A 20,998-nucleotide genomic window follows, 5' to 3' on the forward strand; every position below is an offset into this window, starting at 1 on the left:
AAAAAGGCGCCGGCGCTTTTGTGCCGGGTGATTGGATACCCGGTTTGGGTGGGCCGGTTTCCGGTTTATCGGGCGATTTCATACGGCACCACGCCGCGCGCATTGTGATCGACATGCAGCCTGTGGGACACGGGCGGCACGGCCCGCTGGTGACATTGGTCGCGTTCACAAATGCGGCAGGAAATCCCGATCGGCTCGAAGGCTTTGGGTTTGGTCAGGTCCAGATCATCCGCATAGGTCAGCTGCTCGGCATGCTGCACTTCGCAGCCCAGGGCGATCGCGTATCGCTGGGTGGGCGCGTGGAAGGACCCACCGGGTTTGGACACATCGCGCGCAATCGACAAATACCGGACCCCGTCCGGCGTTTCAGCCAACTGGCGCAGGAACCGTCCCGGCGTTTCGAACGCCTGGTGTACGTTCCAAAGGGGGCAGGCCCCGCCATAGCGGGCGAACTGAAACCGCGACGCCGAATGGCGCTTGGTTATGGTGCCTGATTGATCGACCCGCACGAAAAAGAACGGGATCCCTTTTGCGCCGGGTCGCTGCAAAGTGCACAGGCGATGGGCCACCTGTTCGATCGACGCGCCGAAAATGTCGGCCAATCGTTCCAGGTCGTGGCGGGTGTCTTTCGCGGCCGACAGCATGGCCTGGTACGGCATCATGGCCGCGCCGGCGAAATAGTTGGCCAGGCCGATCTTGGCGATGGCGCGCGCCTCTTCCGATTGGAACCGGGCCAGATCCAGCGTCGCTTCGAACAGTTTGTCCTGCGAGACCAGCGCCAACTGGTGCAACAGTTGAAATCGCTGCGTCGGGCCGGCCACGCGCGTGGACAGATGCAGCACTTTGCCGTCAAAGTGCCGAATTGTGCCGCTGTCGTCGTGGCGGATTTCAATGCCGCGGGCCGCAAAAACGTCGCGGGCGGCGGCGATGACGTCGCGCGGTGTGGCGCCGGGCGCTGCGAAATGTTCGGCTGCGCGGTCGACCGCATCAATATAGTTGTCGCAATAATGAAAGAAGTCGCGCACCTCTTCCCATGCGCTCGGCTGATGGGTTACGCCCTCGCGTCCGAGCGCTTCGTCCAGCGACGCCAGTCTTTCGGAATTCTGCCGATAGGCCCGGTGCAGCGCCAGAAACGCCCGTGCCAGCATCGGCGCGTTCGACGCTGCCAGCCTGAGGTCTGCAAGGGGCGGCGCGTTTTCGGCAAAGATCGGATCCGCCAGGGCTTCGCGCATATCCGTGACCATCCGTTCCGCATCGCCCGTAGACAGTTCGGTGACGTCGAACCCGAATTCCTGTGCCAGTGCAAGAACAACGCCGGTCGATACCGGACGGTTGTTGTTCTCCATCTGGTTCAGATAGGGCAAGGATACGCCCAACCTCTGGGCAAATGCTTTCTGGGTCAGGCCAAGTCGCACGCGGGTTTCACGCAGCTTTGCACCGGCATAGAGTTTCTGTTGCGCCATCGGACACCTTTGCAGATTTGCGGTAAGGCTGTGTAGCCTTTGCAAATTGCGTCAGGCAATCCCCAATCTTTTCTCGCGGTGCATTACCGACAGGATTGCCGCGACACCCAGCAGGCAGACCAGCAACATGAGAAACAGCAACGGGAAAGCGCCCGTTCCCGGGCCCAGCAATGCGCCTGCGATGGCCGCCAGCGCCGCCCCGCCGCCGATCATCAGCGCACTGGCCAACCCCGACGCCGTGCCTGCCAGATGCGGGTGCACCGACAACACGCCCGAGGTGCCATTGGGGATCACCAGGCCGTTGCCGAACCCTACCAGCGCCATGGGGGCAAAGAAGTTGATCGGCGACCCGTATCCGTTTTCAAACAAGAGCAGCGACACCCCAACCCCAAGCGCCGCGATGATTGAGCCGGTCAGGATCATGCGGTTGATCCCGACGCGTTCCGCCAGTTGGCTGGTGGTGAAATTGCCCAGAAGATAGCCGCTGGCGGGGGCGCCGAACCAGAAGCCCAGCTCGGCCGGGGCCATGTCAAAGAGCGTCGAACCGACAAAAGGGGCGCCGCCAAGAAAGGCAAAAAAGGCCCCCGACGAAAACGCGGTTGCTGCTGCGTAGCCCCAGAACCGGGCCGAGCGCAACAATGCGGGATATTCAGCGAATTGCTGCGAAAGGCTCAGTCCACGAGAGACATTCGTTTCGCCCAGGTCCGCCCAGACCAGCGCCAGGGTCAATGTTCCGCCGATGGCCATAAGCCAGAAATTCGATGCCCAGCCGAATGTGTTGGTCAATCCGCCCCCGATCATCGGGCTGAACATGGGAACAAGGGACATGCCCATGGTGACAAAGCCGATCATGGCCGCCGAACGTTCGGGTGGGAACATGTCGCGCACCACGGCGCGTGACAGCACAAGGTTCACGGCGACGGTGGCCTGCAGCATCCGGAAAAACAGAAAGACACCGGCCGACGGTGCGTAAATGCACCCTAGACTGGCAACGATGAATATCGCCATGCCACCCATGATGACGGGCCGCCGGCCGAGGTTGTCTGACAGCGGGCCGATGACCAATTGACAGCTTGCACTGACGGCCAGGTAGAGCGCCACTGACAGCTGCACAACGTCATAACTGGTGCCGAAATACTGGGCCATTTCGGGCAGGGCGGGAAGAAACACGTTCATGACCATCGCCGACATCCCGGTCATGATGACCAGTGTCGCAATATGCGGCGGGGTGTTTCGATCCAGAAACCGGACCTTGGGCTTGTCAGACATATGTTTGACCTAGCCCCCGGTTTGGGGGCTGTCCATCGGCTTGACTGTGCGCCGATGCGCAGACTTTTGGAAACCTCTGCGGGGGTGTGTGCAGGGCTGGGCGGGGCAGGGGTATGTCGGGGGAAATGGGATGATGGGAAAAAGAGCGGGCCGCCGTCGCGATTAGCGAATTTGCAATTTGCCTGACTCGCCCTGCCAAGTGTTTGCAAATTTTCCGAATGTCTCTTCCCTTGACTTGCCTTGGCCGCGTAGATTGCGCCAAACGTTTTCAGGAGGCCGCCCCATGAAAGACATCATCAGCGAATTGCATGACCGCCGCGAACAGGCCCGCTTGGGCGGGGGGCAGCACCGTATCGACAGTCAGCACAAAAAGGGCAAGCTGACAGCCCGCGAACGCATCGATCTGCTGCTGGACGAAGGCAGCTTCGAAGAATTCGACATGTTCGTTGCCCACCGCTGCACCGATTTCGGCATGGAAGAAGAGCGCCCTGCCGGTGACGGCGTGGTCACCGGGTGGGGCACGATCAACGGTCGCATGGTATATGTGTTCAGCCAGGACTTTACCGTGTTCGGGGGATCGCTTTCGGAAACCCACGCGCAAAAGATCTGCAAGATCATGGATATGGCCGTTCAAAACGGAGCGCCGGTGATCGGGCTGAACGATTCGGGCGGCGCACGTATTCAAGAGGGTGTCGCATCGCTCGCCGGGTATGCAGACGTGTTTCAGCGCAACATCATGGCCTCGGGCGTGGTGCCGCAGATCAGTGTGATCATGGGCCCCTGTGCGGGCGGCGCGGTCTATTCGCCGGCGATGACCGACTTCATCTTCATGGTGAAGGACACCAGCTATATGTTCGTCACCGGCCCCGATGTGGTCAAGACCGTCACCAACGAACAGGTCACCGCCGAAGAACTGGGCGGTGCATCGACCCATACGCGCAAGTCCTCGGTCGCCGATGGCGCATTCGAAAACGATGTCGAAGCGATGACCGAAGTGCGCCGCCTGGTCGATCTGCTGCCGCTCAACAACCGCGAAAAGCCGCCCGTTCGCCCGTTCTTTGATGCGCCCGATCGGATTGACGAAAGCCTCGACACCCTGATCCCCGACAACGCCAACACCCCCTACGACATGAAGGAGTTGATCCTGAAGGTCGCGGACGAAGGCGATTTTTACGAGATCCAGGAAGATTTCGCCAAGAACATCATCACCGGGTTCATCCGCCTCGAAGGGCAAACCGTTGGCGTTGTGGCCAACCAGCCGATGGTTCTGGCAGGCTGCCTGGACATCGACAGCAGCCGCAAGGCCGCGCGCTTCGTGCGGTTCTGCGATGCCTTCGAAATCCCGATCCTGACCTTCGTGGATGTGCCGGGCTTTTTGCCTGGGACCAGCCAGGAATACGGCGGGGTTATCAAACACGGCGCCAAGCTGCTGTTCGCATATGGCGAGGCGACGGTGCCCAAGGTCACGGTCATCACCCGCAAGGCCTATGGCGGTGCCTATGACGTGATGGCGTCCAAGCACCTGCGGGGCGATTTCAACTATGCCTGGCCCACCGCCGAAATCGCGGTGATGGGTGCCAAGGGCGCGACCGAAATCCTCTATCGCAGCGAACTGGGCGACCCGGACAAGATCGCCGCCCGCACCAAGGATTACGAGGACCGGTTCGCGAATCCGTTCGTGGCGGCGGAAAAAGGGTTCATCGACGAGGTGATCCAACCCCGCAGTACTCGCAAACGGGTCAGCCGTGCCTTTGCCAGCCTGAGGAACAAAAAGCTGCAGAATCCATGGAAAAAACACGATAACATCCCGCTCTGATCGATGTGGGCGCGCCTGGCCGTCATTGCCGTTCTGGTAGCTGGCCGGGCAGGGGCCGATCTGGCCCCCCGCACGGTCGAGCCGATCATTCTGCCCAGCGGCCATCGGGTGACCTTTCACGAGGTTATCTCGGATGCCAAAGGATACGGGCTGACGATACGGTTCAGGTTCCTTGCCCCGTGGCTGGCCGAAACGATTGAAACGACGGACTACCAGGAGATCGAAGCCGACATGGCGTTCCTTTGTGAAACCTACGCATTGCCGCGCGTGCCGGACATCGGGCCGCAGCCCGCGATGATCGTCGTGTCGTTGGCGCAGGCGAAGGTGCCATTTGGCGAACCGGCACCGGGCGTTGCGCAGATCTTCGAAGCCTACCGCCCTGACGCTGGCGTTTGTCTGTGGGAGGGCCTGTAATGGTCAGGCATTCCCGCGATCTCGATCGGATGGCAACTTGCTATCGTGGCATGGCGACGTGCGACGGTAACCAAGGCGTCAGGGGATGGGATCGGCGAAATGGGCCGGACTTGTCGCCACGGCGTTTGCGCGCCCGGGCTTTGTCATCCCGCCACCGGACCACGGCGGGAAAAATGCGGCGCATGATCGCGGGCGCTTGGACTCAGGGGGCCTGGATGCGGGGGGCTTGTCTGACGGCCGCGGGTCCGGCCCAGCTGTCTGGTGGGAACGATCAACGGGGGCGCATCTGATGGCCCTTCCGCCGATGACCAAACACCGGGGCTTTCCCGGACGCCTGCCGGGAACGGACGCGCAGTTCATAATCCGGCGCGCCAACCCCAAGGGAATCACGCCGCTGACCCGGCGCGAACGCCATGCCGATCGTCGCCCGGCCGACCGCCGGGCCGATGCAGGGTTCATGAAGGCGCTGTGGGACTATTTCGGCGACGAACCGTTCGAACGCGGCAATCTGGACGCGGGACGGTTGAGTTGGTTGTGGGGGCGGGAAGTGATTCCCGCTGAGGATCCGTTCGATACGAAAAGCTATCAGGCGTTGATGCGAATTGACGTCAATGTGGCGCGCGCCAGCTTCCCCGAGGTGTTCGAATGACCGTTTTGCGAGAAGGTCTGAGCGAAGTTCCCCTTCCCTTGCGTCAACCTGAGCGGAAAATAGCCGACAGGGCCGCAATCGCGACGTGTGCTATTGCGCCGACCACGCGCGGCCAGCACACTGAGAATGTGATGGCGTGTTCCAGCAAGCGCGCCGGCACAAATTGTCAAAACCGTTACCCTTCCCCTTCGGAGAGGTCTGGCCATTCCCGGGTCAGACCTCTCCATTCTTTTGCCTGTGCGGATGGGCGGAACGTTGCCGATGGGAACCAATTGGGGCAATTCGCGTTTGCCTTTCATATGCCGGACGTGATTGCGTCCGGACAAAACGAAGCAGAAGGGCAAGAACAATGCGTAAATCAATTTGGATCGTCAGTGTCGTGGCACTCACCGGTTTGGCCGCCTGTGGTGACTCGCCGCTTGAACAAGGCCTCATGGGCGCCGGCGCCGGCGCGGCTGCGGGTGCCGTCACGGGCGGCGACGTCGCTACGGGCGCCGCAATCGGCGCCGCGGGCAACGTGCTTTACTGCCAGCAGTATCCGACGCGCTGCAACTGATCTGCCCCGCGCCTGCGGGCGCAACCGACATCGCAAGGTCATCGGGCTTTCCGGCCCGGTGGCCTTTTTCTGTTTGAGCCGCGGCAAAGCGCCGGGCAACTGGGACTGAAAGGAAGGGACAGGACATGTTCAAGAAGATCCTGATCGCAAACCGGGGCGAAATCGCCTGCCGCGTAATCAAGACAGCGCGCAAGATGGGCATCCAGACGGTGGCCGTCTATTCCGATGCCGACAAGAACGCGCTGCACGTCAAGATGGCGGATGAAGCGGTCCATATCGGCCCGCCTGCGGCGAACCAGTCTTACATCGTGATCGACAAGATCATGGACGCCGTCCGCCAGACCGGCGCCGAGGCGGTCCACCCCGGCTATGGCTTCTTGTCCGAAAACAAGCTGTTTGCCGAAGCGCTCGAAAAGGAAGGGGTCGCCTTTATCGGACCGCCTGCCAGCGCGATCGAGGCGATGGGTGACAAGATCACGTCGAAGAAACTGGCACAAGAAGCTGGGGTCAGCACCGTGCCGGGGTACATGGGCCTGATCGAAGACGCCGACGAAGCGGTCAAGATCAGCAATCAAGTCGGCTACCCGGTGATGATCAAGGCCTCGGCCGGGGGCGGCGGCAAGGGTATGCGCATCGCCTGGAACGATGACGAGGCGCGCGAAGGGTTCCAGAGCTCCAAGAACGAAGCGGCCAGCAGTTTCGGCGACGACCGGATTTTCATCGAAAAATTCGTGACCCAACCGCGCCACATCGAAATCCAGGTGCTGGGCGACAAGCACGGCAACACGATTTACCTGAACGAACGCGAATGTTCGATCCAGCGGCGCAATCAGAAGGTCGTCGAAGAGGCCCCGTCGCCCTTCCTTGACGAAGCCACCCGCAAGGCAATGGGCGAACAGTCCGTGGCCCTGGCCAAAGCGGTGGATTATTGCAGTGCCGGGACGGTCGAATTCATCGTCGATGGCGATCGCAACTTCTATTTCCTCGAAATGAACACCCGCCTGCAGGTTGAGCACCCTGTGACCGAACTGATCACCGGCATCGACCTGGTCGAGCAGATGATCCGCGTCGCCTGGGGCGAGAAACTGGCGTTCGAGCAATCGGACATCGGCATCAACGGTTGGGCAATTGAAAACCGGCTCTATGCGGAAGACCCCTATCGCGGCTTCCTGCCGTCGATTGGTCGGTTGAGCAAATACCGCCCGCCAGAAGAACGCCATACCCCCGAAGGCGCCGTGCGTAATGATACCGGCGTTTTCGAAGGCGGCGAGATCAGCATGTACTACGACCCGATGATCGCCAAACTGTGCACATGGGCGCCGACCCGCGCGCAGGCGATTGAGGAAATGCGTGTCGCGCTGGACAGTTTCGAAGTCGAAGGCATTGGCCACAACCTGCCGTTCCTGTCGGCTGTCATGGATCATCCGAAATTCGTATCAGGTGACATCACAACGGCCTTCATCGAAGAAGAATACCCCGAAGGTTTCGAAGGCGTGACCCTGGGCGGCGACCAGTTGCGCCGCGTGGCTGCGGCCTGCGCGGCGATGTACCGGGTGACTGAAATCCGGCGCACCCGCGTGTCCGGGCGGATGGACAACCACGAACGCACCGTCGGAAACGAATGGGTGGTGTCGCTGCAGGGCGAAAGCTATCCGGTGCGGATCGAAGCCGATCACGACGGCTCGACCATTCACTTCGATGATGGCACCAAATTGCGCGCAGCATCGGATTGGGTGCCAGGCATGTCGCTGGCCGTGGTCGACATTGACGGCGGGCCGCTGGTGATGAAGGTGGGCAAGCTGCCCAACGGGTTCACGATCCGCGTGCGCGGAGCCGAACTCAAGGTTTATGTGCGCTCGCCGCGTCAACACGAACTGTCGCTCTTGATGCCGGAAAAACTGCCACCCGACACGTCCAAGTTGCTGCTGTGCCCAATGCCGGGCCTGGTGGTGAAGATCGACATCGAGGTCGGCGCCGAGGTTCAAGAAGGCCAAGCGCTTTGCACCATCGAGGCGATGAAGATGGAAAACATCCTGCGCGCCGAGAAAAAGGGCACAGTATCCAAGATCAATGCAGGGGCGGGCGACAGCCTTGCGGTTGACGAAGTGATCATGGAATTCGAATGAGCCAGTCGGCCAGAGGGATCGGTGTGGTGCTTGTCACCATCGCGGCCTCTTTGGCCGTCTTCGCTGCGATGCAACTCGCAGCGGTGGCAAAGGCGGGGTGGGTGTTCGAATACCCGCTGGACGACCCCTATATTCACCTGGCGATTGGCGAACAGATCGCGGCCGGGGGCTATGGGATCAATCCCGGTGAATACGCCAGCGCGGCGTCTTCGGCGCTCTATCCCTTGCTGCTGGCGCCCATGGCCGATTGGCAACTGGCCCCTTTGGTCTGGAATATGGTGGGTCTGGTCGCCGCCGCATGGCTTTTTGCGCGTATCATGATCGAAAGCGGGTTCGCTGCGCGTTTCCCGCGCGCGGTGTGGCTGGCGGCCCTGGCGCCGTTGGCGGTGAACCTGCCCGGCCTTGCCTTCACCGGGATGGAGCACACGCTGCATGCCGCCGCCTCGCTGGCGATTTTGCTCGGGGTTTTGCGCGTGGCACAGGGGCGCGGGATCGGGCTGATGCTGGTGGCCGGGGTGTTTCTTGCGCCGGCGCTTCGCTTGGAAGGGTTGGGCTTGGCGCTGTTGGCGGCAGTGGCCGTGGCCTTCTTGCGCGGGGTCATTCCGGCGGTCGGTCTGGCCGCGACGGCCTTGGTGCCTGTGGCCGGGTTCATCGCATTCCTGACGGCGCGCGGGATTGGCCCGCTGCCGTCATCGGTCATGGCGAAAACAGGCGATGGCGGCATGGCGGACGCGTCGCTGGCTGACCGGCTGATGGCGACATTTTCCAATAACATGGAAACGGTGCCGGGCATAATGCTTGGTCTGATGACGCTTTTTGCCCTGCTGGCCGGGCTGCGCGCCGATGACCGGACCAGTAGCACAATCGCCCTGGTTGCCGGGCTGGCGGGGGTGGCGCATCTGTTTCTGGGGCAGGTGGGGTGGCTGAACCGCTACGAAGGCTACGTCGCGCTGACCCTGGCTGGCGCCCTGTTGGCGACTGCGCCGTTCCAAACCGCCTTGCGCCCGCTTATGGTCTGGGGAAGCGGCGCTGTTCTGGCCGTCATGGGCGCGGCATACACGATGGATTTTGCGCGCGTGGGGTTCTGGGCGCCGCGCGGCATATACTTGCAACACGCGCAAATGGCACGGTTCATTCGTGACTATTACCCCCATGACGTGGCCGCGAACGATGTGGGGCGGATCGCGTGGCAGAACCCAAACCACGTGCTTGATATCTGGGGATTGGCATCAGACACCGCGCGCAAAGCTCGGCTGGCTGGCCAAGGGGCGTGGGCCAGTGATCTGGTGCGCGCCGACGGGGCCGGACTGGCGATGATATACGCGGATCATCTGGACGGCGCCTTTGAAGGTTGGACCAAGCTGGGCGATCTGCAACTGAAATACCCGCGCGGATTTCTGGGCGGCGATGCCATGCAGTTCTACGCCACGCGCGCCGAAACCGTGGCCCCGCTCAGATCGGCGTTGGCGCAGTTCGCGCCGACCCTGCCCGAAGGCGTGCGATTTTTCGAAGCGCCCGAGGTGGGCTCATGACCCTAGCGCGCTTCCCTCAGTTCTTGCTTGCGGATCGGCATCTTGTCGATGGCGCGACCAATCTCGCGCACGTCCCATGGGAACGGTTTGCGTTGGGCGATCTGACCGTCCTTGGAAATCAGAACCAGGCTAAAGCCGCGCGGGCGCAGGTCGGTTCGGATATCGCTGCGCGCGTCCGGGTCGGTATCGTAGATCACCACGACGTCGCGTTCGGCCAATTCGTTCGCCCGGGCTTCCAACAGCTCCATCTGGCGCACAAAGGCTGGGTCGAACGGGCTGTCGGCAAAGACGACAATCGGCCGCGCGACCCATTTGAATTGCGCCAGCGTCAGCCCTTCAGCCGCAACCGGTTCCCACACAAGGGGATCGGCCGCAGCGGGCAAGTCGGCATCTATGGCCTGGGCCACGACGGGCAAAGCCGCCGCAGACAAGCACAAGGCAAGAAGTGTCTTTTTCATCGAACCTCCGGGTTGCCCGATCAATATAGGGTCGCCCGTGCCAAAATCGAAGGGGCGGCGCATCCGCCCAAGCAAAGGAGTTGCAGTCAATGAGCGACGTCAAGAGCACATGGAAATCCATCGCCGAAAAGGAACTGCGCGGGCGGCCCGTGGACGATTTGACCTGGCACACGCTGGAAGGCATCGATGTACAGCCGGTTTATACGGCGGATGACATCGACGGGCTGGACACCGACACGATCCCGGGTCAGGCGCCCTTCACGCGCGGGGTCAAGGCCACAATGTACGCTGGCCGTCCCTGGACGATCCGCCAGTACGCGGGTTTTTCCACCGCCGAGGAATCCAACGCATTCTATCGCAAGGCCCTGGCTGCCGGACAGCAAGGTGTGTCGGTCGCTTTCGATCTGGCCACCCACCGCGGCTATGACAGCGATCACGAACGGGTCGTTGGCGATGTGGGCAAGGCGGGCGTGGCCATCGACAGTGTCGAGGACATGAAAATCCTGTTTGACGGTATCCCACTGGGCGATATTTCGGTGTCGATGACAATGAACGGCGCGGTTATCCCGATTCTGGCCAATTTCATCGTCACAGGCGAAGAACAGGGCGTGGATCGCGCGCAATTGTCGGGCACCATTCAGAACGACATTCTGAAAGAATTCATGGTCCGCAACACCTATATCTATCCGCCCGAACCATCGATGCGGATCATTTCGGACATCATCGAATACACGTCAAACGAAATGCCGCGTTTCAACTCGATCTCGATTTCGGGCTACCATATGCAAGAAGCGGGCGCGAACCTTGTGCAAGAGCTGGCGTTTACGTTGGCCGACGGCAAGGAATACGTGAAGGCCGCGATTGATGCAGGCATGGACGTGGACAAGTTCGCCGGGCGGCTGTCGTTTTTCTTTGCCATCGGCATGAACTTTTTCATGGAAGCAGCCAAGCTGCGCGCCGCGCGTAAACTGTGGTGGAAGATCATGGACGATGTCGGCGCCAAGTCGGATCGGTCCAAGATGCTGCGCACACACTGCCAGACGTCGGGCGTCAGCTTGCAAGAGCAAGACCCCTACAACAACGTCATCCGCACCGCATATGAGGCGATGAGCGCTGTTCTGGGCGGCACCCAGTCGCTGCACACCAACGCACTGGACGAAGCCATTGCGCTGCCGACAGAATTTTCCGCCCGTATCGCGCGGAACACCCAGTTGATCTTGCAGGAAGAAACCGGTGTGACCAACGTGGTGGACCCGCTGGCGGGCAGTTACTACGTCGAAAGCCTGACCGAAGAACTGGCCACCAAGGCCCTGGCGCTGATCGAAGAAATCGACGAGATGGGCGGTATGACCAAAGCCGTTGCCAGCGGTATGCCCAAGCTGCGGATCGAAGAAACGGCCGCCAAGCGTCAGGCCATGATCGACCGCGGCGAAGAAGTCATCGTGGGGGTCAACAAGTACCGCAAGGACCAAGAAGACCCGATCGACATTCTGAACGTCGACAACGTGGCCGTGCGTGAAAGCCAGATCGCAAGGCTCGAAAAAATGCGCGCCACGCGGGATCAGGCCGCCTGCGACGCCGCGCTGGCCGAACTGACCCGCCGGGCCAAGGAAGGCGGGAACCTGTTGGAAGCGGCCGTTGAAGCTGCGCGCGCGCGTGCGTCGGTAGGGGAAATCAGCATGGCAATGGAAAAGGAATTCGGGCGTCACCGCGCCGAGGTCAAGACGCTGGCCGGTGTCTACGGCGCCGCCTATGAGGGTGACGAAGGGTTTGCCGCGATCCAGCAGGACGTGGAAGCCTTCGCCGAAGAAGAAGGCCGCCGCCCCCGCATGTTGGTCGTCAAGATGGGCCAGGACGGTCACGACCGCGGTGCCAAGGTGATTGCAACAGCCTTTGCGGATATCGGGTTCGATGTGGACGTCGGCCCGCTGTTCCAGACCCCCGAAGAAGCTGCGCAAGATGCCATTGACAACGACGTGCATATCGTCGGAATTTCAAGTCAGGCGGCAGGGCACAAAACGCTTGCGCCCAAGCTGATCCAAGCGCTCAAGGACCAGGGTGCGGAAGATATCATCGTGATCTGTGGCGGGGTCATCCCGCAGCAGGACTATGACTTCTTGACCAATGCGGGCGTCAAGGCCATCTTCGGTCCCGGAACGAATATTCCCGAAGCGGCCAAGGACATCCTGAAGCTGGTTCGGAAGATCCGCGCATCCTGAGCAGGTGCGTAGAAATACGGTTTGCGGAGAAAGACCCGAACCGTAATCGGGGCGGCGCCTGAGGAGGAGACGCCGCCCCACCTTGTTTCGCCCCCGGCGGTCTGGCGCGTGCCACGTCGCGTCAGGTGTGGGCCTGTCAATTGCGCGTCTGGGCGCTGTTTTGCCAGTCGCTTGGCCGATGACTTTCCGGTGCGATCCGCACTGACCTGTCGGCGCGTGGCATTTTGATCCAAGGCTTCTTTGCCCCCATGAAAACGGCTGTCAAATGATACTGCGCCCCGCCAAAGCTCCCGATGTTCCAGCGCTGATCGCTATCATGACGCCGATCATCGCAAACAGTACCGCGTCGTTTTCCGACGAAAACCGCAGCGCCGCCGACTGGGGGGCGTTGATCGCTGCGCGCCGAACCAATGGCCGCGAAGTTTTCGTAGCCGAAGGGGCGGGCGGTGTGCTGGGCTATGCCACATATGACCAGTTTCGCAACAACTCCGGGTATCGGCACACGATGGAGCATTCGGTCTATGTGGCAGAGGCGGCGCAGGGGCAGGGCGTCGGGCGGGTTTTGATGGCCGCGGTGGAAGATCACGCACGCGCTGCCGGACACCATTCGATGTTCGGAGGGATCGACGCCGACAACGCAGGCTCTATCGCGTTTCATGCCCGTCTGGGCTATCGGCAAGCGGGGCGCCTTCCGCAGGTCGGGTGGAAATTCGGTCGCTGGCTGGATCTGGTTTTGATGCAGAAATTCCTGTGATCGCGCCTGACAATTCTGCGCGGCAGCGTTAGGTTGGGGACATGTCGCTCTGGTCACGTATAGCTGATGCCCTTGCCGCCCTTAGATCGGGCGAGGGGTTGGCGAATGTCTTTGACAAACTGCGCACACCGCCTGAACAGCGGGTCGGTTTCGCCATCGCCGTCATAGCCCTGGGGGCAAAGATGGCCAAGGCCGACGGACAGGTCACCCGCGACGAGGTCATGGCCTTCCGCGAGGTGTTTTCTATTCCCAAGGGCGAAGAGCAAAATGCCGCCCGCGTGTTCAACATGGCCCGCACCGACGTCGCCGGATACGAGGATTACGCCGCCCGGGTCGCGCGCATGTTCGGGCCGGGATCGGCAACGCTGTGCGACGTGATCGAAGGCCTTTTTCACATCGCGATGGCCGACGGTGAGTACCACCCCGGCGAAGACATGTATCTTGCGCGTGTGGCAGAGCTGTTCGGCATCGACGAACGTCGGTTTCGCGCCATGCGCGCCCGTTTCGTGCCCGGTGGTCGGGCCGACCCGTTCGAAGTACTGGGCGTGGATCCGGACACGCCGATGGCCGACATCCGCGCAGCCTATCGCGCGTTGGTGCGCGACACGCACCCCGATGCGCTTGCCGCGCGCGGCGTCCCGCCCGAAGCGGTCAAACTGGCCGAAGATCGGCTGATCTGTATCAACAACGCATGGGACGAGGTGCAAGCCCTGCGGTTGGAAGACAAGCCGGCGTGATGCGGATCGCGACTTACAACACCGAATGGTTCGACGAGTTGTTTTCGCGCGACAACCGTTTGCTTGCCGATGACAATTGGTCCCGGCGCTACAATGTGACCCGCGCCCAGCAGCTCGAAGCGCTTGGCAAGGTGTTCACCGCGCTGGATGCGGATGCAATCATGGTTATCGAAGCCCCGAACGCCCATACCGCCGCCATCGGTCAGCAGCGGCTAGAGCTGTTCGCCGCTTGGGCCGGGCTGCGCGCGCGCAAGGCCCTGATCGGTTTTACCAATGAAACCGAACAAGAAATCGCGCTGCTCTATGATCCCGACGTTTTGTCGGCGAAACACGATCCGATGGGCGCGCCGGGGTCGCAAAGGGCCGGTGAATCCCCCAGGTTTGACGGCACCTATCGCATCGATCTGGATATCGACGCGACGCTTGACGTCGTGCGCTTTTCCAAGCCGCCACTTGAAGCGCTGGTGACGCATCTGGCCAGCGGGTTCGAATTTCGCATGATCGGTGTTCACGCCAAGTCCAAGGCCCCGCACGGCGCTGATACACCCGACGAAATGACGCGAATTTCCATTGCCAATCGGCGCAAGCACCTTGCCCAATGCATATGGCTACGCGAGCGTATCGAGGCGCATTTGAATGCGGGCGAGTCGCTGATTGTTCTGGGCGATTTCAATGACGGTCCGGGGTTGGACGAATATGAAAAGCTGTTCGGACGATCCGGGCTGGAAATCGTGATCGGCGAAGGTGACGGGCCGCGCTTGCTGGACCCGCACGCGCGTTTGATCATGTCGCAAAAGATGGGGGCCCGGCCGACATCGGCGCGGTTCTATATTTCATCGGAAAAATGCTATCTTCAGGCGTTGCTCGATTATGTGATGCTCAGCCCGGATCTGGTGGCGCGGCGGGCAGTCTGGCGCATCTGGCATCCCTTTGACGATCCGGGGATTTACGCGGTGCCTGAGTTGCGCGATGCGCTGCTGACCGCGTCGGATCATTTCCCGGTGTCGGTGGATATCGAATTTTAGCGCCTAGGTCGCCTTGCGCAAGGTTCGGAACTTGACCACGGTCTCGGCGCCCAGTGCCGCGCCCAGTGCGGCAAAGCGCGCGGCGGCCACTTCGCCGAACAAGCACTGGTAATCCTTGTCCAGCCGCATTTCGAGAATGTGCTTTTTGGGAAAATAGCGCAGATTGGCAATGCTGTCTGGCGCTTCGACCGAAAACATGGCGCCGAACCGCATGGCGCGGCCCAGAACCTCGGCTTCGTTGATCTGTTTTTCCGAAAGCAGGTCGAACAGGGGTTCAAACGGCGTGCCCTTGCGCGAGCTCTTGTACCGGTGCAGCAGCGCCAGCCCCAGAAAGACGCGTTCCTGATGGGTCAGGCCGCCCAGATTGGCGCGCGTCGCGTTGTCAAAACAAACCTCGGCGCGATAGTCGGGATGGGCGCGCCATGTCACGTCATGCAAAAGGCAGGCCGCCCGTGCGATCCGCAGTTTTTCGTCGTTCCAGCCGGAAAACAGGGGGCGCAGAAAGCGAAACAGCGCCTTGCCCGATCCGGGCATGCGCGCGTCCTTGTGTTCGGCAAAGCGGCAGGCTTCGATCAGGGGGTCGCGGTCGCGCAATTCGCGCGGCATTTGTTCATACAGCATGCCTTCGCGGATGCCGTAGGCCGAAATTGCAATGCCCTTGGGTTTGAAGCGTCGCACCATCTGGCGCAACACTTCGGCCGCGGTTGGAACCAAGGCCATCCGTGCCTCGGACGTGCCAGTCCGCGCGCGCAGTTCACCCAGATCCGCGGCCCGGATATATTTGACCGTGTCGATCACCGACTTCGGGGTCATGCGGTATTCGTGCAGAACGTGCAGAGGGTAAGCGCGGCGCTCCATGTCGACGCGGGCGATGGCACGCCACGACCCGCCGACAAGAAAGATGCGATTGTAGTGCGTGCCCATCACGTCGGCCAGCTTGTCCAGTTCGGCCGCGATGTGGGTCTTGAGCCCCCTGCTCCCGCCTTTGACCGAAGCCAGTTTCAACGGCCCCAGCGGCGAGGATACGCGCTTGCCCACCCGCCCATGGTGCAATTCGGCCAATTCCATGGATGACCCGCCAATGTCGCAGATCAACCCATAGGCGCCCGGCCAGCCCAGCAGCACGCCTTGTGCAGACAGTCGGGCTTCTTCTTCGCCGTCGATGACCCACAGTTTCAGGCCGGTTTCTTCTTCGATCTGCTTGCGAAACACCGGGCCGTCCTCGGCCTCGCGCATGGCGGCGGTGGCGACGGCGGTCAGGGGGGCCAGGTTCATCGCCCTTGCCAGCAGTTGAAACCGTTTGATCGCGGCCAGGGCGCGCCGTTTGCCATCAGGGTTGAGGCGGCCGGTTTCACCCAGCCCCGCGCCCAGCCCACAGAGGATCTTTTCATTGTAAAAATAGGCCGGACTTCGGGCCGCCCCGTCGAACACAACCAGCCGGACCGAGTTCGATCCGACGTCCACAACCCCGACACGATTCAGGCCGCGTGCGATCATGTCGTCGAAGATCGGTCGCCCGAACGGGCCCCAATCCGCTTCGGTGGTGGCAGCTTGGCTCACGTCGGCCCCCCGTTATCTGCCGGGCGACACTGCCAACCCGCGGCGCAGTCGTCAATACGGGTTCAGTCTTCGGTATGGGTCAATTCCGGCACGTCTGACGCCCCGGCCGACCCGCGCCCGGACAAGGACGGGTTTTCCATAAAGAAGCGGTGGCAATTGAACGGACGGTCATCGGGGGCGATGGGGGGGCGCGTCCAGGTTCCGTGCGCGTCCAGGATCCAGCTCTGGGCGACATCGGCCATGTTCGCCGCCATGATCTGGCTGACGATCTGTGCCTTGACCGTGGGGTTCGTCGTTTCCACCAGTGTTTCCACACGCCGGTTCAGGTTCCGCCCCATCCAGTCGGCCGAGGAAATGAACACCCGCGCTTTCTTGGACGGCAGACCTGACCCGTTGCCGAAACAGACGATGCGCGAATGTTCCAGGAAGCGGCCAACAATGGATTTAACCCGGATATTCTCGCTCAGGCCCTTGATGCCGGGACGCAGCCCGCAAATGCCCCGTATGACCAGATCGATACGGACCCCGGCCTGGCTGGCCGCATAGAGCGCGTCGATCACATCAGGCTCGACCAGCGCGTTCATCTTGGCCCAGATTTCCGCGGGCTTGCCTGCGCGGGCATATTCGGCCTCGGCTTTTATCAGCTCGATCAGCCGTGGTTTCAGCGAAATCGGTGAGATCGCCAGATTTTCCAGAGCCGCAGGTTCTGCATACCCGGACAGGTAATTGAACACTTTGGTCGCATCGCGACCCAGGGCCGGGTCACAGGTAAAGAAGGACAGGTCGGTATATATGCGGGCGGTGATCGGGTGATAGTTTCCCGTGCCATAGTGCGTATAGGTGACCAGCTTGTCGCCCTCGCGCCGGACCACGGTGCTGATCTTGGCGTGGGTTTTGTAGTTGATGAACCCATAAACCACATGCGCGCCCGACCGTTCCAGACGGCGCGATTGACGGATATTGGCGGCTTCGTCAAAGCGGGCCTTCAATTCAACAAGCGCGGTGACCGATTTGCCCTGTTCAGCCGCATCACAAAGCGCCGAGACGATCGGGCTGTCGCGCGATGTGCGGTACAGGGTCTGTTTGATGGCCACCACGTTGGGGTCATTGGCCGCTTGGTTGAGGAAACGGACCACCATGTCGAAGGTTTCATACGGGTGGTGCAAAAGCATGTCTTTTTGACGAATGGCGGCGAACATGTCCCCTTCGTGGTCCTGAACGCGTTCGGGAACACGGGGGGTGAAGGGCGGCCACAGCAGGTCGGGGCGTTCATCAAGCACCAGTTCGGACAGATCGGACAACCCGATGATGCCGTCCATTTCAATGGTTTCATGGTCTTCGACCTGCAGACGGTCCATCAAGAACCGGCGCAGCGCCTTGGGCGCGCCGGCCGAAACGCTCAGGCGCACGACTTCGCCGCGCCGGCGACGTTTCAGGGCGACTTCGAATTCACGGACCAGATCCTCGGCCTCTTCTTCGACTTCCAGATCGCTGTCACGCAGGATGCGGAAGGTGCAGGTGCCATCCAGCGCGTAGCCGGGAAAGATGCTGTCGATGTGCAGCAGCAGCAGGCTTTCCAACCGCAAGAACCGCAGGTCAGTGCCGTTTGCGGGCAGGGAAATAAAGCGGTCGATCTGGTGCGGAATGGGCAAGAGCGCCTGCAGATCGCGCCCGTCGCGCGTGCGTTTGAGTTGCAGGGCAAGGGCGAAGCCCAGGTTCGGGATGAACGGAAACGGATGCGCCGGGTCAATCGCCAGCGGCGACAGGACCGGAAACACGTTTTCCATGAAGACCTTCTTGAGGTGTTTCAGATCCTCTTTGGACAGATCGCCGCGTTCGCAGATCACGATGCCCTGATCGGCCATTTCGGCGCGCAGGGTCTTCCAGGTCGACAGTTGCGCTTCGATGAGCTGGCGCACGTCATCGTTGATCTGTGCCAATTGTTCGACAGGCGACAGACCATCGTCCGAAGGGGTCGTCACCCCGTTGTGGTGCAATTCGCGCAACCCCGCGACCCGGACGGTATAGAATTCGTCAAGGTTGGTCGCCGAAATCGACACGAACCGCACCCGTTCGAGCAGCGGAACGCGGGGGTTTTCCGCCTCTTCCAGGACACGCCAGTTAAACGCCAGCCAGCTCAGTTCTCGATTGAACAGACGCGCGGGGCCGGACAGGTCTACGTTGTCCAGTGTGACGGGGGCGGGAAGGTCTGCGTTCAGGAAATCAGTTTGGGTCATGACGCCGTTCTGCGCGAAGCACGTGAAAAAGGTGTGACAAGGTATTGGCAGGTGGCTGATTTTCTCAGCCTTGGCCCAGCTTGTCCAGCACTGTGCGTGCAAGGTCACGCGTGATACTGCGCCCTTCGGACAAGGCAAGAGCATCCAGTTCGTCCACCACACGCGCGGCGCCCGCCTGACTACGCTCCATCCGCGGCACCAGCCAGCTGATCAGACCGGGGGGCACAGCCAGTTGGCGGTCGGCGAACAGCTTGACCAACATCGCGTTGAGCAAGGCGTCATCGGGCCCGTTGATCCGCACCATCGTCGTGCCGTGCATGCGCGACACAAGGTCGGGCAGCGACAGGCCCCATTGCGCCGGGGGGGCATTTGCCGTGAGCAAAAGTCGCCCCCCCTCGGACAAGGTCAGGTTATGCAAGTGGAACAGGGCGGTTTGCGCGTCAGGGTGGCGGGCGATGGCCTGCACGTCTTCGACGACGACAAACCCTGCCGCCGCGATGCCCGGGACATCAACCGTGGTCAAGGACACGGCATCAATGACCTTCGCGCCGGTTTCGCTGGCCCAGACACAGGCCAGATGAGTCTTGCCCGCGCCCGCAGGCCCGACAAGCAAAAGCTTGTTGCCCGGCCAATCGGTCCAGCTGTCCAGCATCGTCAAGGCCGCCGCGTTCGACGATGAAACGAAGAAGTCGTCGCGTCCCAGGGCGGGGCGCACGGGCAGGTCAAACACCAGTTGCCGGGCCATGTCAGACTTCGGGATCTTGATCGGTCAGCCCGCGATACAGGCGACTGTCGCGGTATTGGTCGATAAAGAACCGCGCGATCACCCCAAGGGCCGCGGCGACCGGTACGGCGACCAGCATTCCGACAAAACCAAAGAGCGTTCCGAACACGGTCAAGGCAAAGATCAGCCAGACCGGGTGCAACCCGACGCTGCTGCCGACCAGATTTGGCGTCAGGATGTTGCCTTCAACGAACTGGCCAAAGATGAAAATCCCCGCCACCGCTGCGATCGCCCACCATTCCCCCCAGAATTGGAACAGCGCCAGCCCGATCGACAGGCCGCCGCCCACGACCGCCCCCACATAGGGAATAAAGGTCAGTGCGCCGGCGACCGCGCCAGCCACCAGCCCGAAATTCAACCCCACAAGCATCAGCGAAACGGCGTAAAAGGTTCCAAGGATCAGGCAAACCATGCCTTGGCCACGGATGAATGACGCCAGCGTGTGGTCGATCTGATGCGCAAGTTTGCGGACCACGGGCGCATGGTCACGTGGCAAGAGCCCGTCGATGTCGGCCACCATCTTGTCCCAGTCCAAGAGCAGGTAGAAGGTGATCACCGGCACCAGCACGACCAGAAGGGCCACGTTGATCAGCGACATGGCCGATGCCAAAACGCCGTTCAGCACCTCGCCGCCCTTGGATTTCAGCGTCGCCTGGATCGATGCGAAGGTTTCTTGCAGTTGGTTGCCTTCGACGAAAAGCTGCGGGAAGCGCGCCTGGAGGAAGGCCTGAAAATCCCGCACCAATTGCGGCAGGGTTTCGATCAGTCCCGCGGTCTGCTTGATCAGGGTCGGCACAACGGTCAGCGCAAGCAGAAGGAACAGCACCGCGGCGACTAACGTGATCAGCACCGTGGCCAGCGCCCGCCCGAGGCCCAACGCTTCCAGTCGATCTGCAATGGGGTCAAGCAGATAGGCCAGAGCCATCCCAAGCACAAACGGCAAAATCACGTCGCCAAGAAGGAAAAGAACGACAAAAAACAACAGGGCGGTGACGCCCCAATATTTTGCCTGCTGCCTTACTGGTAACACCATGACTATGAGGTCCCCTCAATACCTGCGTCTTGTATCGCGTGAGTCCGGGGCCGGTTCAACCCTGCGCTTGCGCAGATAGGGCGGGGTCGGGAAATCGTGGCCGGACTTTTGGGGGAAACTATACCAGATTTCCCCCGTTCATCAGATTCCGTTTCAGTTTAGTTAGGTGTCATGAACCGTTTTACTAAGTTTATTTCTGTGCTTGCGATTGCCTTTGCGATCTTGGGGGCCATTTTGCCCTCGGGTGGGCGTGCCGGGTTTGTCGACACGCCCACCGACGTCCTTGGTCTAGATTAACGCGAAGCCGCGATGGTGATCCGTCCTGTGGGTGGGATGGCAACGGCAAATGGCCCCACGTCAACCGTT

17 protein-coding genes are annotated in these 20,998 nt (G+C 61.4%); 10 read left to right on the forward strand and 7 right to left on the reverse strand.

Features of this window, described 5'->3' with window-relative positions; all coding sequences use genetic code 11:
• Nucleotides 1–65 precede the first annotated feature (65 nt).
• Nucleotides 66–1,463 (reverse strand): helix-turn-helix domain-containing protein, encoded by a 1,398-nt coding sequence (locus ACP2AV_RS13925; RefSeq protein WP_426373385.1) that lies wholly within the window; start codon nucleotides 1,461–1,463, stop codon nucleotides 66–68.
• 51 nt (nucleotides 1,464–1,514) lie between these two features.
• Complete coding sequence (locus tag ACP2AV_RS13930; protein WP_426373386.1) at nucleotides 1,515–2,732, reverse strand: multidrug effflux MFS transporter; 1,218 nt, start codon at nucleotides 2,730–2,732, stop codon at nucleotides 1,515–1,517.
• A 283-nt stretch (nucleotides 2,733–3,015) separates the two neighbouring features.
• Here ACP2AV_RS13930 and ACP2AV_RS13935 point away from each other — a divergent pair, with 283 nt between their 5' ends.
• The 6 genes from ACP2AV_RS13935 (at nucleotide 3,016) to ACP2AV_RS13960 (ending at nucleotide 9,825) form a co-directional block, all read left to right on the forward strand.
• On the forward strand, nucleotides 3,016–4,548 hold the full coding sequence (locus tag ACP2AV_RS13935) for an acyl-CoA carboxylase subunit beta (protein WP_426373387.1): 1,533 nt from the start codon (nucleotides 3,016–3,018) through the stop codon (nucleotides 4,546–4,548).
• A gap of 3 nt (nucleotides 4,549–4,551) precedes the next feature.
• Entirely contained in the window at nucleotides 4,552–4,962 is a 411-nt protein-coding gene (locus ACP2AV_RS13940; protein ID WP_426373388.1) for a DUF6497 family protein, read from the forward strand.
• A gap of 304 nt (nucleotides 4,963–5,266) precedes the next feature.
• Complete coding sequence (locus tag ACP2AV_RS13945) at nucleotides 5,267–5,611, forward strand: hypothetical protein (RefSeq protein ID WP_426373441.1); 345 nt, start codon at nucleotides 5,267–5,269, stop codon at nucleotides 5,609–5,611.
• A 349-nt stretch (nucleotides 5,612–5,960) separates the two neighbouring features.
• Nucleotides 5,961–6,167 (forward strand): hypothetical protein, encoded by a 207-nt coding sequence (locus tag ACP2AV_RS13950; RefSeq protein ID WP_426373390.1) that lies wholly within the window; start codon nucleotides 5,961–5,963, stop codon nucleotides 6,165–6,167.
• Nucleotides 6,168–6,292: 125 nt separating this feature from the next.
• Nucleotides 6,293–8,293 (forward strand): acetyl-CoA carboxylase biotin carboxylase subunit, encoded by a 2,001-nt coding sequence (locus tag ACP2AV_RS13955; RefSeq protein WP_426373391.1) that lies wholly within the window; start codon nucleotides 6,293–6,295, stop codon nucleotides 8,291–8,293.
• Entirely contained in the window at nucleotides 8,290–9,825 is a 1,536-nt protein-coding gene (locus ACP2AV_RS13960; protein ID WP_426373392.1) for a hypothetical protein, read from the forward strand. Before ACP2AV_RS13955 ends, ACP2AV_RS13960 begins: the two co-directional genes overlap by 4 nt.
• A gap of 2 nt (nucleotides 9,826–9,827) precedes the next feature.
• Here the strand turns inward: ACP2AV_RS13960 and ACP2AV_RS13965 are convergent, their stop codons facing one another.
• The gene (locus ACP2AV_RS13965) at nucleotides 9,828–10,283 is read right to left on the reverse strand and encodes a DUF4174 domain-containing protein (protein ID WP_426373394.1); all 456 of its coding nucleotides are present in this window, start codon (nucleotides 10,281–10,283) and stop codon (nucleotides 9,828–9,830) included.
• Nucleotides 10,284–10,372: 89 nt separating this feature from the next.
• On the opposite strand from ACP2AV_RS13965, the gene scpA reads away from it, so the two are divergent.
• The 4 genes from scpA to ACP2AV_RS13985 all read left to right on the forward strand — a co-directional run bounded on the left by scpA (nucleotide 10,373) and on the right by ACP2AV_RS13985 (nucleotide 15,018).
• Nucleotides 10,373–12,502, forward strand: coding sequence for a methylmalonyl-CoA mutase (gene scpA / locus ACP2AV_RS13970; RefSeq protein ID WP_426373395.1), 2,130 nt, complete (start codon nucleotides 10,373–10,375; stop codon nucleotides 12,500–12,502).
• Nucleotides 12,503–12,770: 268 nt separating this feature from the next.
• On the forward strand, nucleotides 12,771–13,256 hold the full coding sequence (locus ACP2AV_RS13975) for an N-acetyltransferase family protein (RefSeq protein ID WP_426373442.1): 486 nt from the start codon (nucleotides 12,771–12,773) through the stop codon (nucleotides 13,254–13,256).
• Between the two features lie 41 nt (nucleotides 13,257–13,297).
• A complete protein-coding gene (locus ACP2AV_RS13980; protein ID WP_426373397.1) occupies nucleotides 13,298–13,993 on the forward strand; it encodes a TerB family tellurite resistance protein in 696 nt (231 codons plus the stop codon).
• A complete protein-coding gene (locus tag ACP2AV_RS13985; RefSeq protein ID WP_426373398.1) occupies nucleotides 13,993–15,018 on the forward strand; it encodes an endonuclease/exonuclease/phosphatase family protein in 1,026 nt (341 codons plus the stop codon). The genes ACP2AV_RS13980 and ACP2AV_RS13985 overlap by 1 nt, the downstream gene beginning before the upstream one ends.
• Nucleotides 15,019–15,021: 3 nt before the next feature.
• On the opposite strand, the gene ACP2AV_RS13990 is transcribed toward ACP2AV_RS13985, so the two are convergent.
• The 4 genes from ACP2AV_RS13990 to ACP2AV_RS14005 all read right to left on the reverse strand — a co-directional run bounded on the left by ACP2AV_RS13990 (nucleotide 15,022) and on the right by ACP2AV_RS14005 (nucleotide 20,632).
• Entirely contained in the window at nucleotides 15,022–16,515 is a 1,494-nt protein-coding gene (locus ACP2AV_RS13990) for a Ppx/GppA family phosphatase (RefSeq protein ID WP_426373443.1), read from the reverse strand.
• A gap of 125 nt (nucleotides 16,516–16,640) precedes the next feature.
• Nucleotides 16,641–18,815 carry an RNA degradosome polyphosphate kinase gene (locus ACP2AV_RS13995; RefSeq protein ID WP_426373399.1) on the reverse strand — a complete coding sequence of 725 codons (2,175 nt, stop codon included), beginning with the start codon at nucleotides 18,813–18,815 and terminating at the stop codon, nucleotides 16,641–16,643.
• Nucleotides 18,816–18,879: 64 nt separating this feature from the next.
• Nucleotides 18,880–19,560, reverse strand: coding sequence for a chromosomal replication initiator DnaA (locus tag ACP2AV_RS14000; protein WP_426373400.1), 681 nt, complete (start codon nucleotides 19,558–19,560; stop codon nucleotides 18,880–18,882).
• A gap of 1 nt (nucleotide 19,561) precedes the next feature.
• Nucleotides 19,562–20,632, reverse strand: a complete 1,071-nt coding sequence (locus ACP2AV_RS14005) for an AI-2E family transporter (RefSeq protein WP_426373401.1) — start codon at nucleotides 20,630–20,632, stop codon at nucleotides 19,562–19,564.
• Between the last annotated feature and the right edge of the window lie 366 nt (nucleotides 20,633–20,998).

The sequence above is a fragment of the Aliiroseovarius sp. PTFE2010 genome, assembly GCF_049943335.1.
Taxonomy (GTDB): Bacteria; Pseudomonadota; Alphaproteobacteria; order Rhodobacterales; family Rhodobacteraceae; genus JBNFVY01.